21 protein-coding genes and 1 other RNA gene are annotated in these 22,674 nt (G+C 69.6%); 6 read left to right on the top strand and 16 right to left on the bottom strand.

Translation table 11 applies throughout. The features are described from left to right. Positions 1 to 11: 11 nt before the first annotated feature. Complete coding sequence (locus J2X21_RS03420; RefSeq protein ID WP_310324871.1) at positions 12 to 575, top strand: YceI family protein; 564 nt, start codon at positions 12 to 14, stop codon at positions 573 to 575. Between the two features lie 126 nt (positions 576 to 701). Here the strand turns inward: J2X21_RS03420 and J2X21_RS03415 are convergent, their stop codons facing one another. From J2X21_RS03415 to J2X21_RS03385, 7 genes are all read right to left on the bottom strand, one after another. Beyond that, positions 702 to 2,891, bottom strand: a complete 2,190-nt coding sequence (locus J2X21_RS03415; protein WP_310324868.1) for a S46 family peptidase — start codon at positions 2,889 to 2,891, stop codon at positions 702 to 704. A gap of 103 nt (positions 2,892 to 2,994) precedes the next feature. Continuing rightward, positions 2,995 to 3,363, bottom strand: coding sequence for a hypothetical protein (locus J2X21_RS03410; protein ID WP_310324866.1), 369 nt, complete (start codon positions 3,361 to 3,363; stop codon positions 2,995 to 2,997). 108 nt (positions 3,364 to 3,471) lie between these two features. Further along, positions 3,472 to 4,038, bottom strand: coding sequence for a dCTP deaminase (gene dcd, locus J2X21_RS03405; protein WP_310324863.1), 567 nt, complete (start codon positions 4,036 to 4,038; stop codon positions 3,472 to 3,474). A gap of 12 nt (positions 4,039 to 4,050) precedes the next feature. Further along, a complete protein-coding gene (locus tag J2X21_RS03400) occupies positions 4,051 to 5,592 on the bottom strand; it encodes an ABC transporter substrate-binding protein (protein WP_310324860.1) in 1,542 nt (513 codons plus the stop codon). Positions 5,593 to 5,729: 137 nt separating this feature from the next. Continuing rightward, positions 5,730 to 7,733, bottom strand: a complete 2,004-nt coding sequence (locus J2X21_RS03395; RefSeq protein WP_310324857.1) for an amidohydrolase family protein — start codon at positions 7,731 to 7,733, stop codon at positions 5,730 to 5,732. Positions 7,734 to 7,766: 33 nt separating this feature from the next. Next, the gene (gene rnhA / locus J2X21_RS03390; protein ID WP_310324855.1) at positions 7,767 to 8,240 is read right to left on the bottom strand and encodes a ribonuclease HI; all 474 of its coding nucleotides are present in this window, start codon (positions 8,238 to 8,240) and stop codon (positions 7,767 to 7,769) included. Further along, positions 8,237 to 8,965, bottom strand: a complete 729-nt coding sequence (locus J2X21_RS03385) for a class I SAM-dependent methyltransferase (RefSeq protein ID WP_310324852.1) — start codon at positions 8,963 to 8,965, stop codon at positions 8,237 to 8,239. Before J2X21_RS03385 ends, rnhA begins: the two co-directional genes overlap by 4 nt. Positions 8,966 to 8,991: 26 nt before the next feature. Here J2X21_RS03385 and gloB point away from each other — a divergent pair, with 26 nt between their 5' ends. After that, on the top strand, positions 8,992 to 9,777 hold the full coding sequence (gene gloB / locus J2X21_RS03380) for a hydroxyacylglutathione hydrolase (RefSeq protein WP_310324850.1): 786 nt from the start codon (positions 8,992 to 8,994) through the stop codon (positions 9,775 to 9,777). Then, complete coding sequence (locus tag J2X21_RS03375; protein ID WP_310324848.1) at positions 9,774 to 11,357, top strand: transglycosylase SLT domain-containing protein; 1,584 nt, start codon at positions 9,774 to 9,776, stop codon at positions 11,355 to 11,357. The genes gloB and J2X21_RS03375 overlap by 4 nt, the downstream gene beginning before the upstream one ends. A 7-nt stretch (positions 11,358 to 11,364) precedes the next feature. Here J2X21_RS03375 and J2X21_RS03370 read toward each other — a convergent pair whose 3' ends face one another. The 4 genes from J2X21_RS03370 to dnaX are packed head-to-tail and all read right to left on the bottom strand — an operon-like array spanning position 11,365 to position 14,566. Continuing rightward, entirely contained in the window at positions 11,365 to 11,757 is a 393-nt protein-coding gene (locus J2X21_RS03370) for an MAPEG family protein (RefSeq protein WP_310324846.1), read from the bottom strand. A gap of 14 nt (positions 11,758 to 11,771) precedes the next feature. Further along, positions 11,772 to 12,353, bottom strand: a complete 582-nt coding sequence (gene recR, locus J2X21_RS03365; RefSeq protein WP_310324843.1) for a recombination mediator RecR — start codon at positions 12,351 to 12,353, stop codon at positions 11,772 to 11,774. Positions 12,354 to 12,369: 16 nt separating this feature from the next. After that, positions 12,370 to 12,696, bottom strand: coding sequence for a YbaB/EbfC family nucleoid-associated protein (locus tag J2X21_RS03360; protein ID WP_310324841.1), 327 nt, complete (start codon positions 12,694 to 12,696; stop codon positions 12,370 to 12,372). Positions 12,697 to 12,709: 13 nt separating this feature from the next. Continuing rightward, positions 12,710 to 14,566 (bottom strand): DNA polymerase III subunit gamma/tau, encoded by a 1,857-nt coding sequence (gene dnaX / locus J2X21_RS03355; RefSeq protein ID WP_310324838.1) that lies wholly within the window; start codon positions 14,564 to 14,566, stop codon positions 12,710 to 12,712. Positions 14,567 to 14,611: 45 nt separating this feature from the next. On the opposite strand from dnaX, the gene J2X21_RS03350 reads away from it, so the two are divergent. The 3 genes from J2X21_RS03350 to ffs all read left to right on the top strand — a co-directional run bounded on the left by J2X21_RS03350 (position 14,612) and on the right by ffs (position 16,238). Next, positions 14,612 to 15,721 (top strand): AIR synthase-related protein, encoded by a 1,110-nt coding sequence (locus tag J2X21_RS03350; protein WP_310324836.1) that lies wholly within the window; start codon positions 14,612 to 14,614, stop codon positions 15,719 to 15,721. Positions 15,722 to 15,740: 19 nt separating this feature from the next. After that, positions 15,741 to 16,130, top strand: a complete 390-nt coding sequence (locus J2X21_RS03345; RefSeq protein ID WP_310324833.1) for a SirB2 family protein — start codon at positions 15,741 to 15,743, stop codon at positions 16,128 to 16,130. A gap of 10 nt (positions 16,131 to 16,140) precedes the next feature. Continuing rightward, positions 16,141 to 16,238: signal recognition particle sRNA small type (gene ffs, locus J2X21_RS03340), an RNA gene on the top strand. Between the two features lie 17 nt (positions 16,239 to 16,255). Here the strand turns inward: ffs and J2X21_RS03335 are convergent. The 5 genes from J2X21_RS03335 to J2X21_RS03315 form a co-directional block, all read right to left on the bottom strand. Then, positions 16,256 to 16,657, bottom strand: a complete 402-nt coding sequence (locus tag J2X21_RS03335; protein ID WP_310324831.1) for a hypothetical protein — start codon at positions 16,655 to 16,657, stop codon at positions 16,256 to 16,258. A 26-nt stretch (positions 16,658 to 16,683) separates the two neighbouring features. Further along, complete coding sequence (locus tag J2X21_RS03330; RefSeq protein WP_310324828.1) at positions 16,684 to 17,610, bottom strand: OmpA family protein; 927 nt, start codon at positions 17,608 to 17,610, stop codon at positions 16,684 to 16,686. Positions 17,611 to 17,639: 29 nt separating this feature from the next. Continuing rightward, entirely contained in the window at positions 17,640 to 18,008 is a 369-nt protein-coding gene (locus J2X21_RS03325) for a DUF4398 domain-containing protein (protein ID WP_310324826.1), read from the bottom strand. Positions 18,009 to 18,381: 373 nt separating this feature from the next. Further along, on the bottom strand, positions 18,382 to 20,772 hold the full coding sequence (locus tag J2X21_RS03320) for a protein kinase domain-containing protein (protein WP_310324824.1): 2,391 nt from the start codon (positions 20,770 to 20,772) through the stop codon (positions 18,382 to 18,384). Positions 20,773 to 20,783: 11 nt separating this feature from the next. After that, complete coding sequence (locus J2X21_RS03315) at positions 20,784 to 22,571, bottom strand: HDOD domain-containing protein (protein ID WP_310324822.1); 1,788 nt, start codon at positions 22,569 to 22,571, stop codon at positions 20,784 to 20,786. Positions 22,572 to 22,674: the final 103 nt, after the last annotated feature.

Below are 22,674 nucleotides of genomic sequence, written 5' to 3'. Positions count from 1 at the left end.
AGGACCCTGCAATGAAACACCTGACCCTGCTCGCCACCGCCCTGCTCGCTGCCACCACCGCCCAGGCCGCGCCGGTAACCTATGAGATCGACCCCACGCACACCTACCCCAGCTTCGAGGCCGACCACATGGGCCTGTCCTTCTGGCGCGGCAAGCTGAACAAGAACGCCGGCACTGTGGTCTACGACAAGGCCGCCGGCACCGGCAGCGTGGACGTGCAGATGGATCTGGCCAGCATCGACTTCGGCCTGGAGGCGATGAACGCCTGGGCGCGCGGCGAGAAGTTCTTCAACGTCGAGAAGAACCCCAGCGCCACGTTCAAGGGCCGCTTCGAAGGCCCGCTGCCGGGCAAGCTGGTGGGCGAGATGACGCTGAACGGCAAGACCCGCCCGCTGACGCTGACCATCCATCACATCAAGTGCATCCCGCATCCGCTGCACAAGCGCGACTTCTGCGGTGCGGACGCGTCGGGCAGCTTCAACCGCGAGGACTGGGGCCTGGGCATCGGCAAGGAATGGGGCTTCAAGATGGATGTGAACCTGCGCATCCAGGTCGAAGCGGTGGCGAAGGAGTAACCCCAAAAAGAAGAACGGCAGCGAAACGCTGCCGTTCTATTCATCCAGCGACTGCCGTGGAACCGGCTTTGCCGGGCCACTGGCAGTGCCCCCTTGAGGGGGCCGGCGAAGCCGGTAGGGGGTGGGTTACTTCACGCCCATTTCCTCAAGGAGGCGGGTTGTCTTGTCCACCGTGCTCATCTGCCACAGCATGTAGCGCGAGTCCACGCAGATGCTGCGGACCATCTTGGGGTTGAAGTCCCAGTCGGAGATGACGGCGTCCAGCGTGCCGTCGAACAGCAGGCCCACCAGCTCGGCCTTCTTGTTCAGCACCGGCGAGCCGGAGTTGCCGCCGGTGGTGTCCAGCGTGGCCAGGAAGTTCACCGGCACGGAGTCCAGACCCTTCACGTAGTAGGGGCCGAAGTTGCGCGCCTTGATGGCGGCCAGCTGCTCCGCCGGCGCATTGAACTCGCCGCCCGCTTCGACCGGCCCCTTGTGCTTGGCCTGGATGCCGCGCAGCGTCGTGAACGCGCTCCACACGTTGCCGTCGTTGCCGGGCGTGCGGCCCTGCACCTTGCCGTAGCTGATGCGCAGCGTGCTGTTGGCGTCCGGGTAGACGGCGCGGCCCTGGGCGGCATTGAAGTCGATCAGCGCCTGCATGGTGCCGGCATATGCCTGCTGCAGCTTGCCGGCCAGTTCCTTGTCGCGCGACTCGCGAGTCTGGTCGTCGGCGTACAGCGCCACGGCAGCCTTGATGAAGGCATCGTCGCTGGCCTGGAAGGCCGCCACGTCCTTGGACAGCCAGGCCAGGCGCGTGGCCTGGTCGGACAGCTTGGAGCCGGCGTAGAACGCGTCCAGCTTGGCTGCCACCGCGGCCTCGTCCATGCCGGCCTTCAGGCCCAGCGCGGCCAGCAGCGGCTGGTTCAGCGTGTTCGCGGGCTGCGCCAGGTATTGCGACAGGAAGCGCGCGGCGCTCTTCTTGTCGGTCTGCTCGTCGTAGCGGCGGTCCAGGCGCTCCTGGTTGGCCTTGATGCGCGACGCGTCTCGATCCTGGTAGCCGGTCTTGCGCTCGGCGTCGGGCTTGGTGCGCTGTTGCGCGTTCTCGTACAGCTGGCGGGCAGACTGCAGCAGCGCGGGCGTCGCGAAGCCCAGCAGCAGTTCGTTGCGCGTGTGGGTCTCGCGTTCGGCCAGCAGCGCCTCGGTGGCGGCAATGTCGGCGCCGTAGCGGGCCTGGCGCTTGGCGTCGGCCGCCACCCACTTCTTCAGCGCGTCGAAGCCGGCCGTCTTGCGGGCCAGCACGTCGCCGCCGTCATAGCTTTGCTGCTGACCCTGCAGGTTCTTGAAGTAGTTCTGCAGGCCTTGCATGCGGTTGGCCATCTTGATCTCGGCGTCGCGGCGGTTCGCCGTCTCGGCCTTGATGATGTCGATGGCCTCGCCCATGGTCTTGATCTGCATGGGGTGCTGCCAGCCGAACGCGAAGTCCACTTCGCGCGGCAGGCGGTGGCGGTCGGTGTGGCCCGGGTAGCCGGCCACCATGACGAAGTCACCTTCGTTCAGCGGGCTGGCCGTGGGCGACGCCACCTTCAGGTGGTGCTTGGGCTGGTAAGGCTTGTTGTCCTTGTGGAAGTCGGCCGGCTTGCCGTCCGGGCCCACGTAGGCGCGGTAGAAGCTGTAGTCGCCCGTGTGGCGCGGCCAGATCCAGTTGTCAGCATCGCCGCCGAACAGGCCCACGCCGGTGGCGGGCGCGTGCACCAGGCGAACGTCGCGGATCTCCAGCTGCTTGATGAGCTGGTACTGCAGGCCGCCGAAGAAGGCGGGCACGCTGCAGCGGTGGCCGGCGTCGGCCTCGCAGGCGGCGATCAGCTTCTTTTGCGTCGCCTCGATGGCGTCGGTGCGGGCCTTGCCGGTCAGCTTCAGCGTGTCGGCGTTCAGGATGTCGGCGGACACGTCCTTCATGTCCACGGTGACCAGGATGCGGCTGCCGGGCGCGGCGGGTAGCTCATCGGCCAGCGTCTGCGCGTAGAAGCCGTTCTTCAGCAGGTCGCGCTCGGGCTTGGAGTTGTACTGGATGCTGCCGTAGGCGCAGTGGTGGTTGGTGACCGTCAGGCCCTGCGGCGACACGAAGCTGGCCGTGCAACCGCCCAGCGAGACGACGGCGCCCATCGGGAAGGCGGTCAGGTCGTTGAGCTTGGCCGGGTCCAGCGCCAGGCCGCCGGCCTTCAGGGGCTTGGCGATCTGCGGCAGCTGCTTGGGCATCCACATGCCTTCATCGGCATGGGCGGTGGCGGCGACCAGCGCGGCGGCGGCGGCCAGCAGCGTGAGGGAGTGACGGGTCATGGAGCGGTTCGCTGAAAAAACGAAACCGCGAGCGTACCCCGCAAGCCCCCAGGCTTCGGAGTGAGAAAAGGCAGGGATCAGCCCAGGGGAAAGCCCGGATGCGTCAGTGCGCGAGGCCTATCCATTCGCCAGCGGACTGGTAGGCCTCGTACAAGTCCAATGAAACCTCCCGCAGCCGCGGGTGCTCGCTGCCATGGCCGGCGGCCAGGCACTCGAAGGCGTAGCTGCGGTCGTACAGCATGCGCGTCGGGTTGATGGGCAGGCCGGCGTCGTTCATCAGCTGGCCAAAGCGCAGCAGTTCGCGGGTGGACACCGGGCCCGTCGTGGCATTGGCCACCGTCAGACCCAGCGCACGGATGTCGCCCAGGTTCACGCCCGGCGCGATCTTCAGGCCGCTCCACGCATGGCCCGGCTCCTCCGCGCCGCGGGGCTCGTCGGCGGGGATGGGGATCAGGTGCAACGGGATGAGCATGGCGGCCTCGGACGGACTTCTGGCGTATGCCGCCATCGTGCCGGGGCGTCGGCCGATCAAAGGCCGGATAAAGGGCGAAAAGGCCGGGCTATCTCCGGCTGATCGGGCTCAAGTCTTGGGCAGCGTGACGCCCACCTGACCCTGGTACTTGCCACCACGGTCCTTGTAGCTGGTCTCGCAGACCTCGTCGCTCTCGAAGAACAGCACCTGCGCACAGCCCTCGCCCGCGTAGATCTTGGCGGGCAGCGGCGTCGTGTTGCTGAACTCCAGCGTGACGTAGCCTTCCCACTCGGGCTCGAACGGCGTCACGTTGACGATGATGCCGCAGCGGGCATAGGTGCTCTTGCCCAGGCACACGGTCAGCACGTTGCGCGGGATGCGGAAGTACTCCACCGTGCGCGCCAGCGCGAAGCTGTTGGGCGGGATGATGCAGACGTCCTTGTTGACGTCGACGAAGCTGTTCTCGTCGAAGTTCTTCGGGTCCACCACCGTGCTGTGGATGTTGGTGAAGACCTTGAACTCGGGCGCGCAACGGATGTCGTAGCCATAGCTGCTGGTGCCGTAGCTGACGATCTTGCGGCCGTCCTGCTCGCGCACCTGGCCGGGCTCGAACGGCTCGATCATGCCGTGCTCCTTGGCCATGCGGCGTATCCACTTGTCGCTCTTGATGCTCATCTTGTTGTCCTGTCAGCGGGGCAAGGCCCCATCAAAGTATGTACTGCCGTCCATGTCCAGCACGAAGCCCTTGACCGTCGCGCGCGTGGGCACGGCCACGCGGCCGTAGGCCATAGGTGTCCAGGGCAGCTGCTCCAGCACGATCTTCTGCGCCTTCGCGTACAGCGCCTTGCGCTCGTCCCGCGTGCCGGCCTGGCGCGCCTGGGCCAGCAGCTGGTCGTAGGCCGGATTGCACCAGAAGGTGCCGCTGGCCGACCCGCAGGCCAGTTGCGCGAAGGTGCCGGTGGGTTCGGGGTCGCCGTTCCAGCCGGACATGGCCACGTCGTGCTCGCCGGCATCGATGCGGCGCAGGTACTCGCCCCACTCAAAGGTGACGATGCGCACGGTGACGCCGACCTTGGCCCAGTCGGCCTGGATCATCTGCGCCATCAGCTGGCCGTTGGGGTTGTAGAAGCGCACGACCGGCATGGCCCACAGCGTGAGGTTGAGTGGCAGCACGCCGGCCTTGTGCAGCCGCTCACGCGCCTCGGCCGGGTCATGCGGCGTGGCCTTCAGCGTCGCGTCATGGGCCCAGCTGGCGGCCGGAATAATGGTGCTGGCCGCCGTGCCGGCGTGGCCATAGACGGTGCGCAGGATGGCGGCCTTGTCGATGGCCATGTCCAGCGCCCGGCGCACCTCCGGCTTCGCCAGCGCCGCCTTCCTGGTGTTGTAGGCCAGGATGCCCACGTTCAGGCCCGGCGCGGTGGCGAGCTTGATGGCGGGGTCCTTCTGCAATTGGGCCAGCTCGATGGGGCCCACCGGCGCGGCGATGTCGCACTCGTTGCGCTTCAGCCGCTGCGCGCGCACGGTGGCGTCGGGCGTGATCGCGAACACCAGCTGGTCGGCGCGCACCACCTCGGCCTTTCGCCACCAGCCCGGGTGGGCGCTGTAGCGGATGACGGCGTCCTTGCGGAAGCTCTTCAGCTGGAACGGCCCCGTGCCCACCGGCAGCTGCGCGATGCGCTGTGGCGTGCCGGCCTTCAGCAGCTGCGCGCCCAGCTCGGCGGACTGCATGGACGAAAAGGTCTGCGTCAGCGTGGACAGGAAACTCGCATCGCGCTCGGCCAGCGTGATGCGCACCTGATGCTCGCCCAGCTTCTCGACCTTGCGGACCAGCTTCTCCCAGCCGAACGACACCACATACGGTGACACGTTCGGCATGGCCTTGGCGAAGGCGCTGTCGCGACTCAGCAGCCTGCCGAACGTGAACATCACGTCGTCGGCGTTGAACGCACGCGTGGGCTTGAAGCCTTCGACCGTGTGCCAGGCCACGCCACGGCGCAACTCAAAGGTGTAGGCCAGGCCGTCGGGGCTGAGGTTCCAGCTGGTGGCCAGGGCCGGGATCAACTGGTCGGTGCCCCGCTTGGTTTCAACCAGCGTGCCGAAGATGGGCAGGTGGGAGATGTGGTCGATGCCGCTGTCGGTGGCCGTCGTGTCGAAGGTCTTGGGGCTGCCGGCGGCGCAGAAGCGCAGCGTGGTGTCGGCGCCGGCCAGCAGCGGGACGGCAAGCAGCAACGCAGCCAGGCGCCCCACGGGCCGAGCGCCGGGCCGCTCCCAAGCCGGCCCGTCCCGGCGATGTGCTTGCGGCTCAACGCCGCAAGCATCGCCGTCCCCTCGGGGGACCGGCCAAGGTACTCCTTGGACGAGGGGCTTCATTTCAGGATTTCCGCGGCGGGCACGAAGGGCAGGATGCCCATGGACTGGTACATCGCAGCCGGCGACAGCGCCTTGTCACCCTGGATCACCAAGGCCACGCGGCGCAGCGCGCGGATGTCGGCCACCGGGTCGCCGTCCACCAGCAGCAGGTCGGCGCGTTTGCCGCGGGCGATGCTGCCGATCTCGTCCAGCCGGTCGCTGTACTTGGCGCCGTTGTAGGTGCCTATCTTCAACGCCTGCGCGGCCGGGATGCCGGCCTGCACGTACAGCTCCAGCTCGCGCTGCAGCGCGAAGCCGGGCGTCGCGTCGGTGCCAGCCACCAACGGGATGCCGGCCGCGTGCATGCGGCGCAGCAGGTCCATCATGACCTTCCAGCTGGCAGCCCAGCGCCTGGCCTTCACGTCGTCCATGTCCACCTCGGCGGACAGGTAGCTGCGCTGCATGACGGCCGGCCAGTGCGACGACACCATCGCGTAGCTGGGGTTGGGCTGGCCCTGGCGCTGCGTGTACTGCGCCTCGAACGCGGTCATCGTCGCGTCGACGACGGTGCCCTTCTTCTTCAGCAGCGCAATGAAGTCGCGGGTGCGCTGGTCGTTGAGCTTCAGGTCGGCAGCCTTGTCGCCCACCAAGTTGAAGCGCAGCAACGTGCGCGTGTCGTCGGTCTTGCTGACGAGGAAGTTCAGCGTGACCTGGTTGATGTGGTGCAGCTCGTCATACCCCGCCTCCACGGCCTGGCGCGCCGTCATGAAGGCCGGCACATGGCCGCCGGTGCGCAGGCCCAGGCTGCGAGCGTGCGCCACCATGGGCTTCACCCACTCGGGCTTGATGGAGTTGTAGAGCTTCAACTGGCGGTAGCCGTGCGCGGCGTACCAGTCGATGGCGGCCAGCGCACCCTCCAGGTTGTCGGGCACGAAGTCGGCCTGCGACGAGAACGGGCTCTTGCCCTCGATGAAGCCGTTGGCCGACACGCGCGGCCCCAGCAGCTCGCCGCTCTCGATGCGGCCGCGCAGCTCGGCCAGGTCGGCATTGCTGTTGCCCACGTCGCGCACGGCCGTCACGCCGGAGGCCAGGTTCAGCAACAGGTCGCCGGGGCCCAGGTGGGCGTGCATGTCCACCAGACCTGGCAACAGCGTGCGGCCCTTGCCGGAAATGCGCTGGGCCGGCTGCACGCTCTTCAGGCCACCGGGCTTGGCGATGAAGGCGATGCGGCCGTCCTGCAGATAGACGTCGGACGGGCCTTGCAGCTTCGCCGAGGGAGCGTCGAACCAGCGCACGCCCTCGATGACCGTCAGCCCCGGCAGCGGCTGCGGCAGCTCCTTGGCGATGCGCTGCAGCCGCGCGATCTCGGCGGCCTTCTGCGCGTCGGACAGCCGCTCCACCTCGCCCTCGAAGCCCTGCCGCAACGTGCCGCCCCAGCCCGGCCAGACCTGCGCGAACAGGCTGCGGTCGTCCTCGCGCAGCCACACATAGCTGGGCTCCAGTTCCAGGCCGGTGATGGCGTACAGGCCGATCTCGAAGGATTGCCCGGGCAGCGTCAGCTTCTGCACGCGCTCCACTGCGACCTGCCCCACCGGCAACGCCGGCGTGCGCGCGGGAGCCTTGGCCAACGCGCTGCGCGCCACGCGCGCCAGCCAGGCCGGGCTGCCCTGCACCGGCAGATAGACGGTCTCGCGCGCCATACCGGTCTGCTCGCCGCGGTCCACCGGCGAGCGCCATTGCGACCGGCCGTCGGCACCGCGCTCGAAGCTCTCGTCAATGCGCGCGCCATAGGTCGCCACGCCTTCGGTGCGATAGCTCATCCACGCCCCGTCGGGCGCGAACTGCAGCACCTCCTTCTGATCGGGGCCGCGGCCGTTGTTGCGGTAGCTGTAGTCCACCTCCAGCCGCCCGGCCGACTCGCTCTGCTTCAGATGCCCGCACGGCGTCTTCACGCACAGCACGGTGTAGGTCTGCGCCTGGGCGGCGCCTGCGAACAGCAACGCGAGCAGCAAGGGCTTCATGCAGCGATCTCCGGGTTTCAGCTGGCGCGCACTCTACCGACTGATGGACGCCACGCCCTTGTTGGCCAGCATGTCGGCGCGCTCGTTGCCGGGGTCGCCGGCGTGGCCCTTCACCCAACGCCATTCGACGTGATGCAGCTTGCGCAGCGCGTCCAGCCGCTTCCACAGGTCATCGTTCTTCACCGGCTTGCCGTCGGCGGTCTTCCAGCCGCGGCGCTGCCAGTTGGTGATCCATTCGGTGATGCCCTTGCGCACGTACTCGCTGTCCAGATAGACCACCACGTCGCAGCTGCGCTTCAGCGAGGCCAGCGCCTCGATGGGCGCGGTCAGTTCCATGCGGTTGTTGGTGGTCTCGCGCTCGCCGCCGAACAACTCCTTGTCGTGGCCACCGCTGGACAGCCAGGCACCCCAGCCGCCAGGGCCGGGGTTGCCCTTGCAGGCGCCGTCGGTATAGATGGTGACCTGCGGGCGCTTGATGGCCACGGCAGGCTTGTCGGATTCAGTCATCGTTTGTTGTGGTTGTTGAGCGCGACGGCGGGCGCTTTCTTGGCCGCCATGCGCCCGTTCCTGGCCAGGCCGATCATGCGCGTGCCATGCACCCGCTTGATCGCCTGGATGAAATAGACGGCACCCAGCACCGGCCACCAGCGCGAGCCCACGCCTTCGACCCATTGCCAGCGGTGCAGCCAGGCCTCGCTGCGCAGCGGCGGCTTGTAGATGCCGAAGCGCGCTGCCTCGACCTCGAAGCTCAGCAGCTTCAGCCAGTCGCGCAGCCGCCAGTAGCCGATGAACTCGCCTTCCTTGGGCAGATAGGGCTCGCCGCGGCGGCGCAGCCGGCCCAGGTTCTGGCGCAGGCCCCACAGGCTGGCCGGGTTCAGCCCGAACACGATGAGCCGGCCCTCGGGCCGCAGCACCCGCTCCACCTCCCTGAGCAGCGCGTGGGCGTCGCAGGCCCGCTCCAACGCGTGGGGCAGCAGCACCAGGTCCAGGCTGGCGCTCTCGAAGGGCAGCGCATCGAACTCGCACTGCAGGTCGCGCCCCACCAGCCAGCGGTGCGGCATGCGGTTGGCCTGCAGACCGTCCAGCTCGGGCAGGCCCAGCTGCAGCGCGTGGAAGCCGAACAGGTCCACCACGGCCGCATCCACCTGCGCCTGTTCCCAGGCCAGCAGATAGCGGCCCGGCGGCGATTGCAGCCAGGCCGCCAAATCTATACTTGGCGCTTTCTCAGTCATGGGTTGGCGCCACATTGACGCTCAGTTTGACGCTCACGCCGCTTCCCGCATTCGACGACAACTATCTCTGGCTGCTGGACAACGGCCATGAGGCGCTCGTCGTCGATCCCGGCGATGCCGGTCCGGTGGCCGCGGCCCTCGATGCCCGGGGCCTGAAGCTCGCCGGCATTCTATTGACCCACCACCACGGCGATCACGTGGGCGGCGTCGATGCGCTGCGCGCGCGGCTGCAAGGCCCCGTCTACGCGCCGGTGAACGAGAAGATGCCGGAGCCCGTGCAACGGGTGCATGGCGGCGACACCGTCGAACTGCTGGGCGTCCGATTCACCGTGCTGGACGTGCCCGGCCACACGGCCGGCCACATCGCTTACTTTGCCGCCGAGGCCGGCAGCGTCGGCCCGCTGCTGTTCTGCGGCGACACGCTGTTCAGCGCCGGCTGCGGCCGGCTGTTCGAAGGCAGCCCGGCGCAGATGCACGCGTCGCTGCAGTCGCTGGGTGCGTTGCCCGGCGACACGCGGGTCTGCTGCGCCCATGAATACACCTTGTCCAACCTGCGCTTCGCGCGCGAAGTGGACCCCGGCAATGCCGAGCTGGCCGCCTACACCGCCTGGTGCGAGGCCCAGCGCGCCGCGGGGCAGCCCACGCTGCCCGGCCGCATGGCCACCGAGGTCCGCATCAACCCCTTTCTGCGCTGCGACCAACCTGCGCTGCGCGACGCCGCGCGACGCCACGCGCCCCTGAAACTGCCGGCCGCGCCCAGCCCGGTCGACGTGTTCGCCACGCTGCGCGAATGGAAGAACGGATTCCGATGACGATCTCCAAACTCTCTATCCTGGCCCTGGCGGCACTCCTCGCCGCCTGCGCCACCACCACCCCGCCCGCCGAAGCCCCCGCTCCCGCGGCCCCCCCCGCTCCCCTCCCCGTTGTCGCCAAAGCCCAGCCCGCGGCCGAACCCGCGGTCGCCACGGCCCCGGTGCGCCAGTTGGCCGCCGACCTGCTGGAAGACAGCCTGCGCCCCGGCGAGAAGATCGACCTGGACGCGCCCACCGCGCAGGTCGATCTGTGGATGCGCGTGCGCCAGGGCTTCCAGATGCAGGACCTGGACGACGACTGGGTGCGCAAGGCCGAGGCCTGGTACAGCGCGCGGCCCGACTACGTCGAGCGCATGACCACGCGCGGCAGCCGCTACCTGTTCCACATCGTCGAGGAGGTCGAGAAGCGCGGCATGCCCACCGAGCTGGCGCTTCTGCCCTTCATCGAGAGCGCCTTCGTCACGCATGCCGTGTCCAGCGCCAAGGCCACCGGCATGTGGCAGTTCATGCCCGCCACGGGCCGCGACTTCGACCTGAAGCAGAACATCTTCCGTGACGACCGCCGCGACGTACTGGCCTCCACGCGCGCCGCGCTCGACTACCTCGGCCGGCTGCACAAGATGTTCGGCGACTGGCACCTGGCGCTGGCCGCCTACAACTGGGGCCAGGGCAACGTCAGCAAGGCCATCGCGCGCAACACGCGGCTGGGCCTGCCGACCGACTACGCCAGCCTGAAGATGCCGGACGAGACGCGCTACTACGTGCCCAAGCTGCAGGCGGTGAAGAACATCGTGCTGGCGCCCGACCGCTTCGCGCTCGCGCTGCCGCCGGTGGCCAACCACCCCTACTTCCTGAGCGTGAAGATCGAGCGCGACATCGACGTGTCGCTGGCCGCCGAGCTGGCCGGCCTGAACCTGGAGACCTTCCAGCAGTTCAACCCGCAGATGAACAAGCCGGTCATCCTGGCCGCGGCCACCGAGCAGGTACTGCTGCCCTATGACCAGGCCAGCGCGTTCGCCGAGAACCTGGCCCGCCACGCCGGCCCGCTGGCCACGTGGACGGCCTGGGTCGTGCCCAAGACCATGAGCCCATCAGAGGCCGCGAAGCGCACCGGCATGGCCGAGTCGGCGCTGCGCGAGATCAACCGCATCCCGCCCAAGATGCTGGTCAAGGGCGGCTCCACGCTGCTGGTGCCGCGCGCGCCGCACGTGACGGCCGACGTGTCCGAGCGGCTGGCCGACACCGCCAGCTTGAGCCTGTCGCCCGATGCGCCGCCGCTGCGCCGCATGACCGTGAAGGCCGGCAAGGCGGACACGGTGGCCAGCATCGCCGCGCGCTACAAGGTCAGCGCCGCGCAGGTCGCGCAATGGAACAAGGTGGGCAAGGCGGCGCGCTTCAAGAGCGGCCAGGCCATCGTGGTCTACACGGCGGCCAAGCCGGTGGTGGCATCCGCCACGCGCTCGACGGCCAGCAAGAGCAAGACGACGGCGCGCGCGTCCAAGCCGGCAGCGTCGACCCGCAAGGTCGCCAAGGACCGCGGTGGCAAGGGCCGCGGCAACGTCGCGTCGGCCGCGCCCTGAGGGCGGCTCAGCGGACGACGAACAGCGCGACGCAGGCCGCGAGGCCTGCAAACCACGCCAGCGAGCGCAGCCAGGGCTGGTCGGCCAGATACAGGCCGATGTAGACCAGCCGCGCCGCCAGGAAGCCCATCGCCAGCGCATCCACGGTGGCCTGCGCCACCTGATGCTGGTGCGCGACGAACAACGCCGCAAGGAAGATGGGCAGCGCCTCCCAGCCGTTGGCCTGCGCCGCATGCGCGCGCGCCTGCCAGCCCTGCTGCTTCGCCAGCCACTCGCGCGGGTTGTGGTTGTCAAAGCCTCCGTCGCGTCGGCGCTTGCCCATGCCCTTGGACTTGGCCAGCGCCGCACAGGCGACAGGCAGCACGCAGACGACGAGCAGGCAGAACTGGGCGATGGTCATGTTCGGATCTCCATTCAGCGCCGATCACTCAATGCGTGGGCGATGGTGCCCAGGTCCACATACTCCAACTCGCTGCCGATGGGCACGCCGCGCGCGAGCCTGGTCGACTTGATGCCTCGCGCACGCAGCGCTTCGGCCAGCACATGGGCCGTGGCCTCGCCCTCGGCCGTGAAGCTGGTGGCGAGGATGACCTCCTCCACGCCGTCCTCGGCCGCCCGCGCCAGCAGCTCGGCCGCGCCGATCTGGCGCGTGCCCACGCCGTCCAGCGGCGACAGCCGCCCCAGCAGCACGAAGTAGTAGCCGAGGTAAGACCCGGTGCGCTCCAGCGCCGCCTGGTCGGCCGGCGTCTCGACGACGCACAGCAGCCGCCGGTCGCGCTTGGCGTCCGCGCAGACGATGCACAGCGGCGTCTCGCTGAACGTGTGGCAGCGCTCGCAGTGCTTGATGCGCTCGACGGCCGCCGTCAGCGCGCCGGCCAGCCGCGGCATGGCCGTGCGGTCATGCTGCAGCAGGTGGTAGGCCATGCGCTGGGCCGACTTCTGGCCCACGCCGGGCAGGCGCTTGAGCGCCTCGATGAGGGAATCGAGTGCGTTCAAGTGGCGAGCGTCGAAATCAGAACGGGAATTTCATGCCAGGGGGCATGGGCATGCCGGCGGTCAGCTTGCCCATCTTCTCGGACGACGTCGCTTCGGCGCGGCGCACCGCGTCGTTGAAGGCCGCGGCCACCAGGTCTTCCAGCATGTCCTTGTCGTCCGCCAGCAGGCTGGGGTCGATGGTCACGCGGCGCACCTCGTTCTTGCAGGTCATGACGACCTTCACGAGGCCGGCGCCGCTCTGGCCCTCGACCTCGATGTTGGCGAGTTCTTCCTGCGCCTTCTTCAGGTTGTCCTGCATCGCCTGGGCCTGCTTCATCAGGCCGGCGAGTTGGTTCTTCATCATGGTCGTGTCCTTGTCAGGGGATGATCGGCGCGACCGATCCAGGCAGGATGCGCGCCGAGGGGAATTGGGAAAGCAGCGTGCGCGTCATCGGATGCGATGCGGCCAGATCCTCGGCCGAGCGCTGCTGGGCTTCGACGCGCGCAATGTTGCGCAGCGAGATGGTGTCTTCAGCCACGCCGGCCTCGATGTCGAGCCTGGCGTTCAGCGCCGCCTCGAGCTTGGCCACCAGCGCCGGCGCACGCAGCGACTCGCGCTCCACGCGCAGCTTCCAGACCTCGCGGCCGTCCACCGTTTCGCAGCTCAGCGCCTGGGCCTGGCGGGCCAGTTCGCCCGTCATGCCGAGGATGTTGGCCGCGGCGATGCGCTCGGCCCATTGCGCGCCTTCGGGCGTTTCGCGCAGCTCAACGCGGCGCGGCGCCTCGGGCTCGACGCGGAACGGCGAGCCGACCGGCGCGTCATCGGCCTCCATCCACGGCGGCGGCGCCTCGTCGGGCGGCGGGCCGTCGCCGAGGTCCACGTCGTCCTCGGCAACCGGCGCAGCTTCGACCGGGCGCGGACGCAGGCGGGCGCCGAAGCTCGGTGCCGCCGGCTCGGCCACCTTGAGCGGCGCCGCCGGGGTGAGTGCAACGGCCACGGGCGCGGGCACCGGCGTGGCCACGGGTGCGGCCACTGCAGGCGGCGCGGCCTTGGGCAGCGGCACCGCCACGACGGCCTTGGCCACCGCCGGCGGGCGCACCAGCGCGGCGGCCTTCACGGCCTTGGGCACCGTGCCCGCGGGGCGAAAGGCCAGCATGCGCAGCAGCACCATCAGCAGGCCCGCGTACTCGTCGGGGGCGAGGTGCAGTTCGGCGCGGCCGTGCAGGGCCATGCTGTACATCAGCTGGATCTCGTCGGCCGGCAGCAACGCGGCCAGGCGGCGGATCTCGGCGGTCTCGTTGTCGGCATCGTCCAGCGCCGCGGGCGCGGCCTGGGCCAGCGCCATCTGCTGGAACAGCGAGGCCAGGTCTTCCAGCGTGCCGGCGGCCGACAGGCCCGCGCCGCGCAGCGCATCGGCCTGCGCGACGACGGCCTCGCCGCTGGCCGCGGCCAGCGCATCGACGATGGCGACGACGTGCCCGCGGTCCACGCTGCCCAGCATCTGGCGCACACCGGCTTCGGTCAGCGAGCCGGCCCCGAACGCGATGGCCTGGTCGGTCAGCGACAGCGCATCGCGCATGGAGCCGCGCGCCGCGCGCGACAGCAGCCGCAGCGCGCCCGGTTCGGCCGGCACGCTCTCGGCGCCCAGCACATTGCCCAGGTGCATCTGCACATCGGCCGCGGCCATCGGGCGCAGGTTGAACTGCAGGCAGCGCGACAGCACGGTGACGGGCACCTTCTGCGGGTCGGTGGTGGCCAGCACGAACTTCAGGTACTCGGGCGGCTCCTCCAGCGTCTTCAGCATCGCGTTGAACGCGGTGTTCGACAGCATGTGCACTTCGTCGATCATGTAGACCTTGAAGCGCCCGACGACCGGCTTGTAGACCGCCTGGTCCAGCAGCTGCGAGATCTCCTCGACGCCGCGGTTGGACGCCGCGTCCAGTTCCACGTAGTCGACGAAGCGGCCGGAGTCGATGTCGCGGCAGGCCGGGCACACGCCGCAGGGCTGGGCCGTGATGCCGCCGCTGCCGTCCGGCCCCGTGCAGTTCAGGCTCTTGGCGAGGATGCGCGAGACCGTCGTCTTGCCGACGCCACGGGTGCCGGTGAACAGGTAGGCATGGTGCAACCGGCCCTGCGTCAGCGCATTGGCCAGCGCCTGCACGACATGCTCCTGGCCGACGAGCTGCTCGAAACTCTGCGGACGGTATTTGCGGGCCAGGACCTGATAGCTCATGGAGGCGAATTCTATGGGCGGGGCCAGCGGGGATAATCCCGGCCCATGACCTCGCAAGCTCCCCTCACCTACGACCAGGCCGGCGTCAACTACGACCTGATCGATCCGCTCAAGATCACCGCCCAGCGCGCCGCAGCGGCCACGGCCTCCCACCTGGCCGGGCACGGCTTCAGCGAGGTGAAAGCGTCGCGCGGCGAGTCCGCCTACGTCGTTGACGTGGGCCCGTTCTACATCGCGTCCATCGTCGAATGCCTGGGCACCAAGACACTGGTGGCCGACGAGATGGCCAAGCTGACGGGCAAGAGCTTCTTTGCCGGCATCGCCCAGGACACCATCGCGATGGCCGTCAACGACCTGATCACCGTCGGCGCCACGCCGCTGGTCGTGCAGGCCTATTGGGCCGCCGGCGGCAGCGACTGGTTCGGCGACGCGCAGCGCGCGCAGGCGCTGGTGGCCGGCTGGAAGGCCGCCTGCGACACCTGCCAGGTCGCCTGGGGCGGCGGCGAGACGCCGGCGCTGGCCGGCATCGTCGAGGACGGCCGCATCGACCTGGCCGCGTCCTGCACCGGCCTCATCAATCCCAAGGAACGGCTGTCCGTCGGTGACAAGCTGGGTGCCGGCGACGCCATCGTGCTGCTGGCCTCCAGCGGCATCCACGCCAATGGCCTGAGCCTGGCACGCAAGCTGGCCGAACGCCTGCCCAACGGCTACCTGACGGAAATTGAGCCCGGCGTGACGTACGGCGAGGCGCTGCTGGCGCCGACGGCGCTTTACTCGCCCGTGACCGAGGCTCTGTGGAAGGCCGGCATCGCGCCGCACTACTGCGCCAACATCACCGGCCACGGCTGGCGAAAGCTGCTGCGCCACCCCAGCGCGCTGACCTACCGCATCCACACCGTGCCGCCCAAGACCGCCGTGCTGGAATTCATCCAGAAGCAGGCCGGCCAGGACGACCGCGAGGCCTATTCGACGCTGAACATGGGCGCCGGCTTCGCGATCTTCGTGAAGGCCGAAGACGCCGAGCGCACCGCACAGGTCGCGCGTGAAGCCGGCATCCAAGCCTGGGTGGCCGGCACCGTCGAGGCCGGCGAGAAGCAGCTGCTGATCGAGCCGCTGAACATCCGCTTCAGCGAAGACGACCTGGCGCTTCGCTGACCGCGGCGCAGAGCCAGCCATGACCTGGTTCTATTCCGAAATGGTCCAGTGGCATGTGCTGCTGGCCTGGTGCAGCGTGGCCCTCTTCTTCGTGCGCGGCCTGCTGTTCCAGTTCGGCACGCCGCAGTTGCAGGCTATCGCCAAGGATGTGCGGCTGATGGTGCTGGTGTTTGGGGTCAACGCCTGCCTGGTCGTCACCGGGTTGAGCCTGTGGAACCTCATCGGCTACAACCCGATGCGCGACATGTGGCTGGCCATCAAGCTACTGGCGCTGGTGGCCTACATGGCTTGCGGCCACTGGGCCATGAGCAAGGATCGCCTGCACCTGCTGGGCTATCTCACCGCACTCGCGCTGCTGGCGCTCGCGATGGATCTCTCGTTCAGCCGGAGCTTCTTCGGGATCGCCTAGAATGGCGCCTGACGGGCCTCCCCGCATGGAAGCGCGCCCAACCGGGTCAGGTGGGGAACCAAGCAGCCCTAAGCGTTGCAACCAGTGCCGGGGGTAAGGCTCGTCACCCTCCCCCTCTTTCACGTTCAGCCGCCCGGCGACTTCGGGATGTCGGTTGTGCGTACGGTCAGCGTCTTCAACTGACCGCCCCCCTCCACACTACCTACCACCGTGCCTTCACGCACGCGGCGTTCGCACATCTCGCGGTCTTCGGGCGGCTGGGCCTGGCAGCGCCGCAGGGCGTTGGCGGCCCATTGGTCGGGGCGGTCCGACGGCGAGATCAGCTTGCCCTGGCGGGCCTGCGCATAGGCCGCGGCGGCCTCCTTCAGGCAGGTGTTGCGCGGCTGCTGGTTCTTGCCGGTCATGCAGTCGGCCTTCTCGCGCTCGTACTGCAGGCGCAGCGGATCGGTGGTCTTGCCGGCCTGGGCGGCGCCGCTCAGCGCGAGCAGCGCGGCGGCCAGCCAGGCGGTGGTGTGGCATCGGTTCATGACGATCTCCTTCAGGGGCTGCGGCCTCAGCCGCGGGCACGGACCGGCTGGTTGTCGTTCGAGATGTAGACCTCGACGCGGCGATTCAGCGCACGGTCCGACGTGCTCGAGTTGCTGGCGACGGGATAGGCCTCGCCGTAGCCACGCGTTGCGATGCGGGTGGGGTCCACGCCGCGCGCGCGCAGCGCGTCGGCCACGGCCTGCGAGCGGCGTTGCGACAGCGTCAGGTTGGCCGTGTCGCTGCCGACGCTGTCGGTGAAGCCCTCGATGAGGATGCGGCGGTCGGCGTGCTGGTTCAGGTACTGCGCCAGCTTGTTCATGGCCTCGCCAGCGGCGGGCTTGATTTCGGCGCGGCCGAACTCGAACAGCACGTCGCCCAGCGTCACCAGCATGCCGCGGTCGGTCTGCTTGGCCTGCAATTCGGCGAGTGCGCGCTGCAGTTCGGCAGCCTGCGCCTGCGCCACGGCGGCGTCGGCCTGGGCGACGGCGGCCTGCTGGCGTGCGGCGCTGGCGTCGGCACTGGCATTGGCCGCGGCGATCTGCGCATTGGCGGCCTGGGCCTGGGCGACGTTGGCGCGGCGCGCATTGGCGTCGGCGCGGGCGCGCTCGCGGTCGGCCTCGGCGGCCTTGATGGCTTCTTCCTCGCTGGCGGCCTTGGCGATGGCCATCGCGGTGCGGGCCTGCGTGGACGCGATGTAGGCCGCCGAGTCGATGTCGGCCGGCGCCTCGCGTTCAGCGCTCAGTTGCTCGGCGCGCTTCAGCGAATCGCCGGCCTTCTTCACGTCCAGCGACGCGTACTTCAGCACGGCGGGGTCGGCCTCGGCGGCGCGCACATTGCTGCGGGCATCCTGCAGCGCGGGCGTCACGGTGGGGGCGCTGGCGCAGCCGGCGAACAGCGCGCAGGCGGCTGCGAGGGCGGTCAGGGACGAAGCGAAACGGGTGGTGGAGTTCATGGCGGGTCCTTTCGAATGATGGGGGGTGCTCAGGAGCGGTTCAGCTGCGCCTGCAGCTGCTGGATGCTTTCGCGCACCTCGGCCAGCGCGCGGCTGGAGCGGGCGTTGCGCGCCTGGGCCTGGGCCAGCGCCGCATCGGCAGCGGCCTCGTCGGCGAGGCGGCGGGCTTCCACATAGTCCTTGCGGGCCATGGCGGCGTTGGCGCGGGCCAGCTTGTCGCGGGCCGTGGACAGCTCGGCGGGCGCCTCGGCAGCGTTGCCGGTGGCCTGGTCGACGGCCGAATTGGCGACGGCGATCTGCTCCTTGGGCTCGGGGGCCGAAGCACAGGCTGCCAAAGCGAGGGCAGCACAGGCCACGAGCGCCAACCGGCCACTCTTCTTCATCGAATGCGGATTCATACGAACTCCTGGTGGTTGGATGACCCGGTGGTGGCGATGACCACCGCGCCGGGTTCGGGTTCTTTCAGGAACGCCAAACCAGTATTCGCGAACGGCTCCGCAGCCCCAGTCAGCCTGCGGCCTCGGAACCGGTCAGCCTGCAGCGGCAGGCGGTGTGGGATTGGCCCTACGTGTCCCGTAGGTGTGTTTGCGGGCCGAGCGCCGGGCCGCCCCAAGCCGGCCCGTCTGGCGATGTGCAAGCGGCTCGATGCCGCTTGCATCGCCGTCGCCTCGGGGGCTGTGCCTGCTGAAGAGCAGCGGGCTGGCCCGCTGCGCGGTCTGCAAGACCGACCGGACGCACCGCGTTCAGCGGGGCGCGGCCGGGCGAGGGGCTTCAGCCACTCGCCTGGCGGAAGGCCATCACGGCCTGGTTGCGCAGCGTGCGCAGCAGCGAGAGTTCCTTCTCGCCCAGCTGAACGGCGCCGGCGTCGGCATGGTCTGCATAGATGAGACCCAGCGGCGCGCCCTTCAGCATCAGCGGCAGCAGCAGAAAACTCTGCGCCTGCAGCTCGCCCTTGAACCAGCCTGGCAGACGCGCGGCGATGTTGGCGGCGCGCGCATCCTGGATCAGCGTGTCCATGCCCTTCAGGCAGACCGCCGCCATCAGGTCGGGTGGCTGGCAGGTCAGGTCGACGCGCACCTGCGTCTGAAGCCGCTCGACGTCCGTGCCCACGCCGAGACGCCCCGTCAGCACCTGGCCACGCGCATCGCGCAGGCAGAACACGACACGGCGCAGGCCCAGGGCCCGGTAGATGGTCTCCAGGATCATGCGCAGCACGCCATTGAGCTGCGCGCCGTTGACCATCGCGTCGGTGATCTCCTGGATGCCGGCCGCCAGCAGCTGGCTGGCCTGCACCGCTTCGGGCTGTGCGCCAGCAGCGGCGGGGCGCTCCAGCACCTGCGTGCGCGCCAGTTCATGTGCGGTCAGCGAGTCGTGCACGGACGGCGTCAGCGGTGCCAGCAGGCGCTGTGCGCGCGAGTTCTGCGGCAAGTGCAGCTCCAGCGCCTGCGTCATCTGCGCGAGGTGCTGGCGCGCGGTGTCGGCGGCCTGCTCGAAGGTGTCGGCGTTGATGCCCAGCGAGCGCGCATGACGCTGGGCCAGCGCCTTCAGCTTGGCATGCGCCTGCTCGGGCGGCGTGTGCAGGATGACGTCGGCCATGTCGTTGGCCGCACGGGCCAGCCAGCGCTGGCGTTCGCCGCCGTCATCAATCAGCTTGGTGGGCGGCTCGCCGATGGGCCGGCGCATGGCGCGCTGGAGGGTGTCGGGCAGGCCCCATTGGCGGGCCACGCCCAGGCCCAGCGCCTCGTAGCTCATGCCCAGCACCTGTGCCGAAGCGGTGGCCTCGCTGATCGGCGCGGCGCCGTCGCCCGCGGGGCTGACAAGGCGGCGCACCGCGTCGGCCTCTTCGGGGAAGTAGAACTCGGTCAGCGTACGGCCGAGGTAGTGCAGCATCGCGCCGAGGAAAGCCTCTTCGGCCTCGCGCTGGTTGCTGCACAGCTCGCGGGCCAGCGAGGCTGCCATCAGCGAACGCAGGAAGTCCTCGCGCAGCCGCTGCGCATGGCCCTTGTTCTCCATGCGCTCCAGCAGCACGAGGCTGAGCGCCAGGTTGCGGATGCCGGCAAAGCCGATCAGCGCGACCGCGCGCGACACGGTGCTGATGCCTCCGCCGCCCGTGTGCCGGTAGGCCGCCGTGTTGACCAAACGCAGCAGCTTCTGCGTCAGCGCCACGTCGGTCAGGATCTCGTTGGACAGGCTGGCCAGGCTCTCGTTCTCGGACTGCGTCAGCCGCTGAATGCGACCGATGGAATCGGACAGCGCCGGGAAGTCGCTCTTGTGGCGCATGCGCCGCAGCAGGAAGTCCAGCACCGGCGCGTCCTGCGCTTCGGCGTCGGGCTCACTGACGGGCCGCAGCCAACCGGCCAGCGCGTCGCGCATGGCCTGCGCGCTGGGCCAGCGGGCCGACGGCTCGCGCGCCAGGCCACGCTGCACGATGGCGCGCAGCGCGTCGTCCACGCCGCCGTCCAGGCCCGAGGGCAAGACCAGGTCGGTGCTCTGCACGCGCTGGATGGCGCGCCAGGGGTCGGGGTCGTGGTTCAGGCGCTGGCCGCTCAGCATCTCGGCCAGCATCACCGCGGCGGCGAACACGTCCATCTGCGGATGCGCCGGCGCGCCTCGCGCGGCCTCGGGCGAGATGTAGCCGGGCGTGCCGACGATGCGTGCCGGCGCGTTGGCGGCCGGCGACACGCGGGCCGCGATGCCGAAGTCCATCACGCGCGCGCGGCCGGTGGCGTCCAGCAGGATGTTGCTGGGCTTGAGGTCACGGTGCACCAGGCCGGCGGCATGCGCGGCGGTCAGGCCGTCCAGCACGCCCAGCAGCAGCGTGACGGTCTCGGCGGCGCTCAGCTTGGGGCCGGCGCGCAGGCGCTGGCTCAGCGTGCCGCCGCCGACGTACTCGAACACCAGGTAGGAACGCCCGCCCTGCGTGTCGGCCTCGAACACCGGCACGATGTTGGGATGCGTCAGCCGCGACACGGCGCGCGCCTCATGCAGCCATTCGTCGACGGTGCCGGGCTCGCTGGCGTCTATGGCCTGCGGCTTCAGCAGTTTGACGGCCACCTCGCGGTCCAGCAGCGGGTCGTGGGCCAGCCAGACCGTGGCCTGGGCGCCCTCGCCCAGCTGCTGAAGCAGCTTGAAGCGGCCGAGTTGGGGCGGGATGTCAGCCATGGCCTGCCGCATCAGGAGTTGCCACGGGCAGCCAGGCGTTCGCGCAGCGAGCTGCCCGGCGCGGCGGCGGCGGGCGATGCAGGCGCCGGGGCGGCCTGGCCGGGCTTGTGCGCGCCCGGGTTGAGCGCCTCCATCACTTCACGCAGGCCCAGGCCCAAGGCCTTGGCGTAGCGGCGCGTGGCGGCCTCCACGCCGGGGCGGCGCTTGGCTTCGGGCAGCGCCAACGCGTCCATCAGTTCGTTGGCCAGGCTGCTGGTCAGGCGCAGCGTGTCGGCATCGCTGCGCGGCGGATGCACGGCACCGTCCAGCGGCTGGCGGCGGATCATCTGCATCAATTCGTCGCCCAGCCCCCAATGGCGGGCCACGGCGGCGCCCAGCGCATCCAGGTCGCAGCCCAGCACCGCATAGGCGGCGGCCTGCTCGCTCATGGCCGGCGGGTTGGGCATTTCCTCGGTAGGCTCGGGCGGCACCATCAGCTGGCGGATCTGCTGCGCGTCGTCCGGGAAGTGGTACTGCAGCAGCAGCCGGCCCAGGTTCTGCATCAGCGTGATGAGGTGCACCACCTCGCCGTCGTAGCCGGCCGGACGCAGCGACTGCGCGACCTGGCAGGCCTTGGTCACGCGCGCCATCAGCTGGCGCAGCATCTCGGCGGCCACCGGCTGCAGCGGACCGGGCCAGGGCTTGAGCGCATTGGCGGCCAGCTGCAGGCCGTCCAGGCCGATCATCTGGATCGCGCGCTGGATGTTCAGCACCGTCTCGCCGACGTGGCCGCTGAGCTTGAGTGCGTTGTTGACGCGGCGCACCAGCTCCAGGCTGAGCGCCATGTCCTTCAGCACCAGCTCCGACAAGGCACTGGCGTGCTGGGACTCCAGGCCCGAGCCGCCCGTGAAGCGGTGCATGCCGGTGGTGGTGGTGGGCAGGTGGCCGGCGCGCTGCAGCTTGTCCAGCAGCAGCACGATGGGGCCGCCGTTGTCCTGCGCGGCGGCCTGGCGCCAGCCATCCAGCGCGCGCCAGAAGCTGCGCGCCAGGTGGTAGCGCTGGCGGGCCTGGCGGTCGGTCGCGCGGTTGGCAATGGCGCGCAGCGGGTCGGGAATGGGGTGTGGCGTCTCCCAGCCCAGCCGCACCATCTCGCGGCCTATGGGCTGCATCTGCTGAACCACATGCTGCAGGTCGTTCTCCTCCAGCACGGGCTTGCCGCTGAGGATGCGGTTCAGCAGCAGGCCCACGCACAGCACGTCTTCCTCCGCTGACTCGCGCACGGCGCGGCGCGTGACGGCGTTGAAGTCGACGTTTGCCGGGAACACCTCCTGGGCCACTTCCAGGCCGATGAGGCGCACCTTGTCGTTGGCGTCGATGATGAGGCTGGTCGTCTGGATGTCGCGGTGGGCATGGCCGGCCTCGTGCGCGAAGGCCAGGCCTTCCAGCAACTGCGCCACCCAGCCGGCAGCGTCCAGCGGCAGCGGCGCGGCCTGGCGGGCCAGGCGCTCGTCCAGCGTCTCGCCCAACGCGCGGTCGTAGGCCACGTAGGGCCAGTTCTCGACCTGGCCGATCTCGAACACCGGCGCCAGGTTGGGATGCTGCACGCGCTCGCCGGCCTGCGCCATGCGCAGCCAGTGCTCCAGCGCCGCGGCGCTGTTGGGCTTTTCGCGCGGCATGCACAGCATCAGCTCCTGGCCGTGGCGGCTGTCTAACACGCGCCAGACCAGGCTGCGGGCGCTCTTGGACAGCAGAGCTCGCAGCTCGAAGCGGCCGAAGCTACGCAGCGGTGTCGGTTGGGCGGCGGCTGGGGTATCGGGCACAGTGGACGCGGGCAAGCTGTAACAGACGGTGTTCCGGCATTGGACTCCAGGCTAGATGCGCCGAGCTTGCAGCCAAGCGTCGAAATGCGGCGGATTTCCTCTC

Origin of the sequence: Roseateles asaccharophilus (assembly GCF_031458115.1) — a bacterium.
In the GTDB taxonomy this organism is placed as follows: domain Bacteria; phylum Pseudomonadota; class Gammaproteobacteria; order Burkholderiales; family Burkholderiaceae_C; genus Pelomonas; species Pelomonas asaccharophilus_A.
Note: the sequence above shows the minus strand (reverse complement) of the source record. Positions and strands in the feature narration are given on the sequence as shown.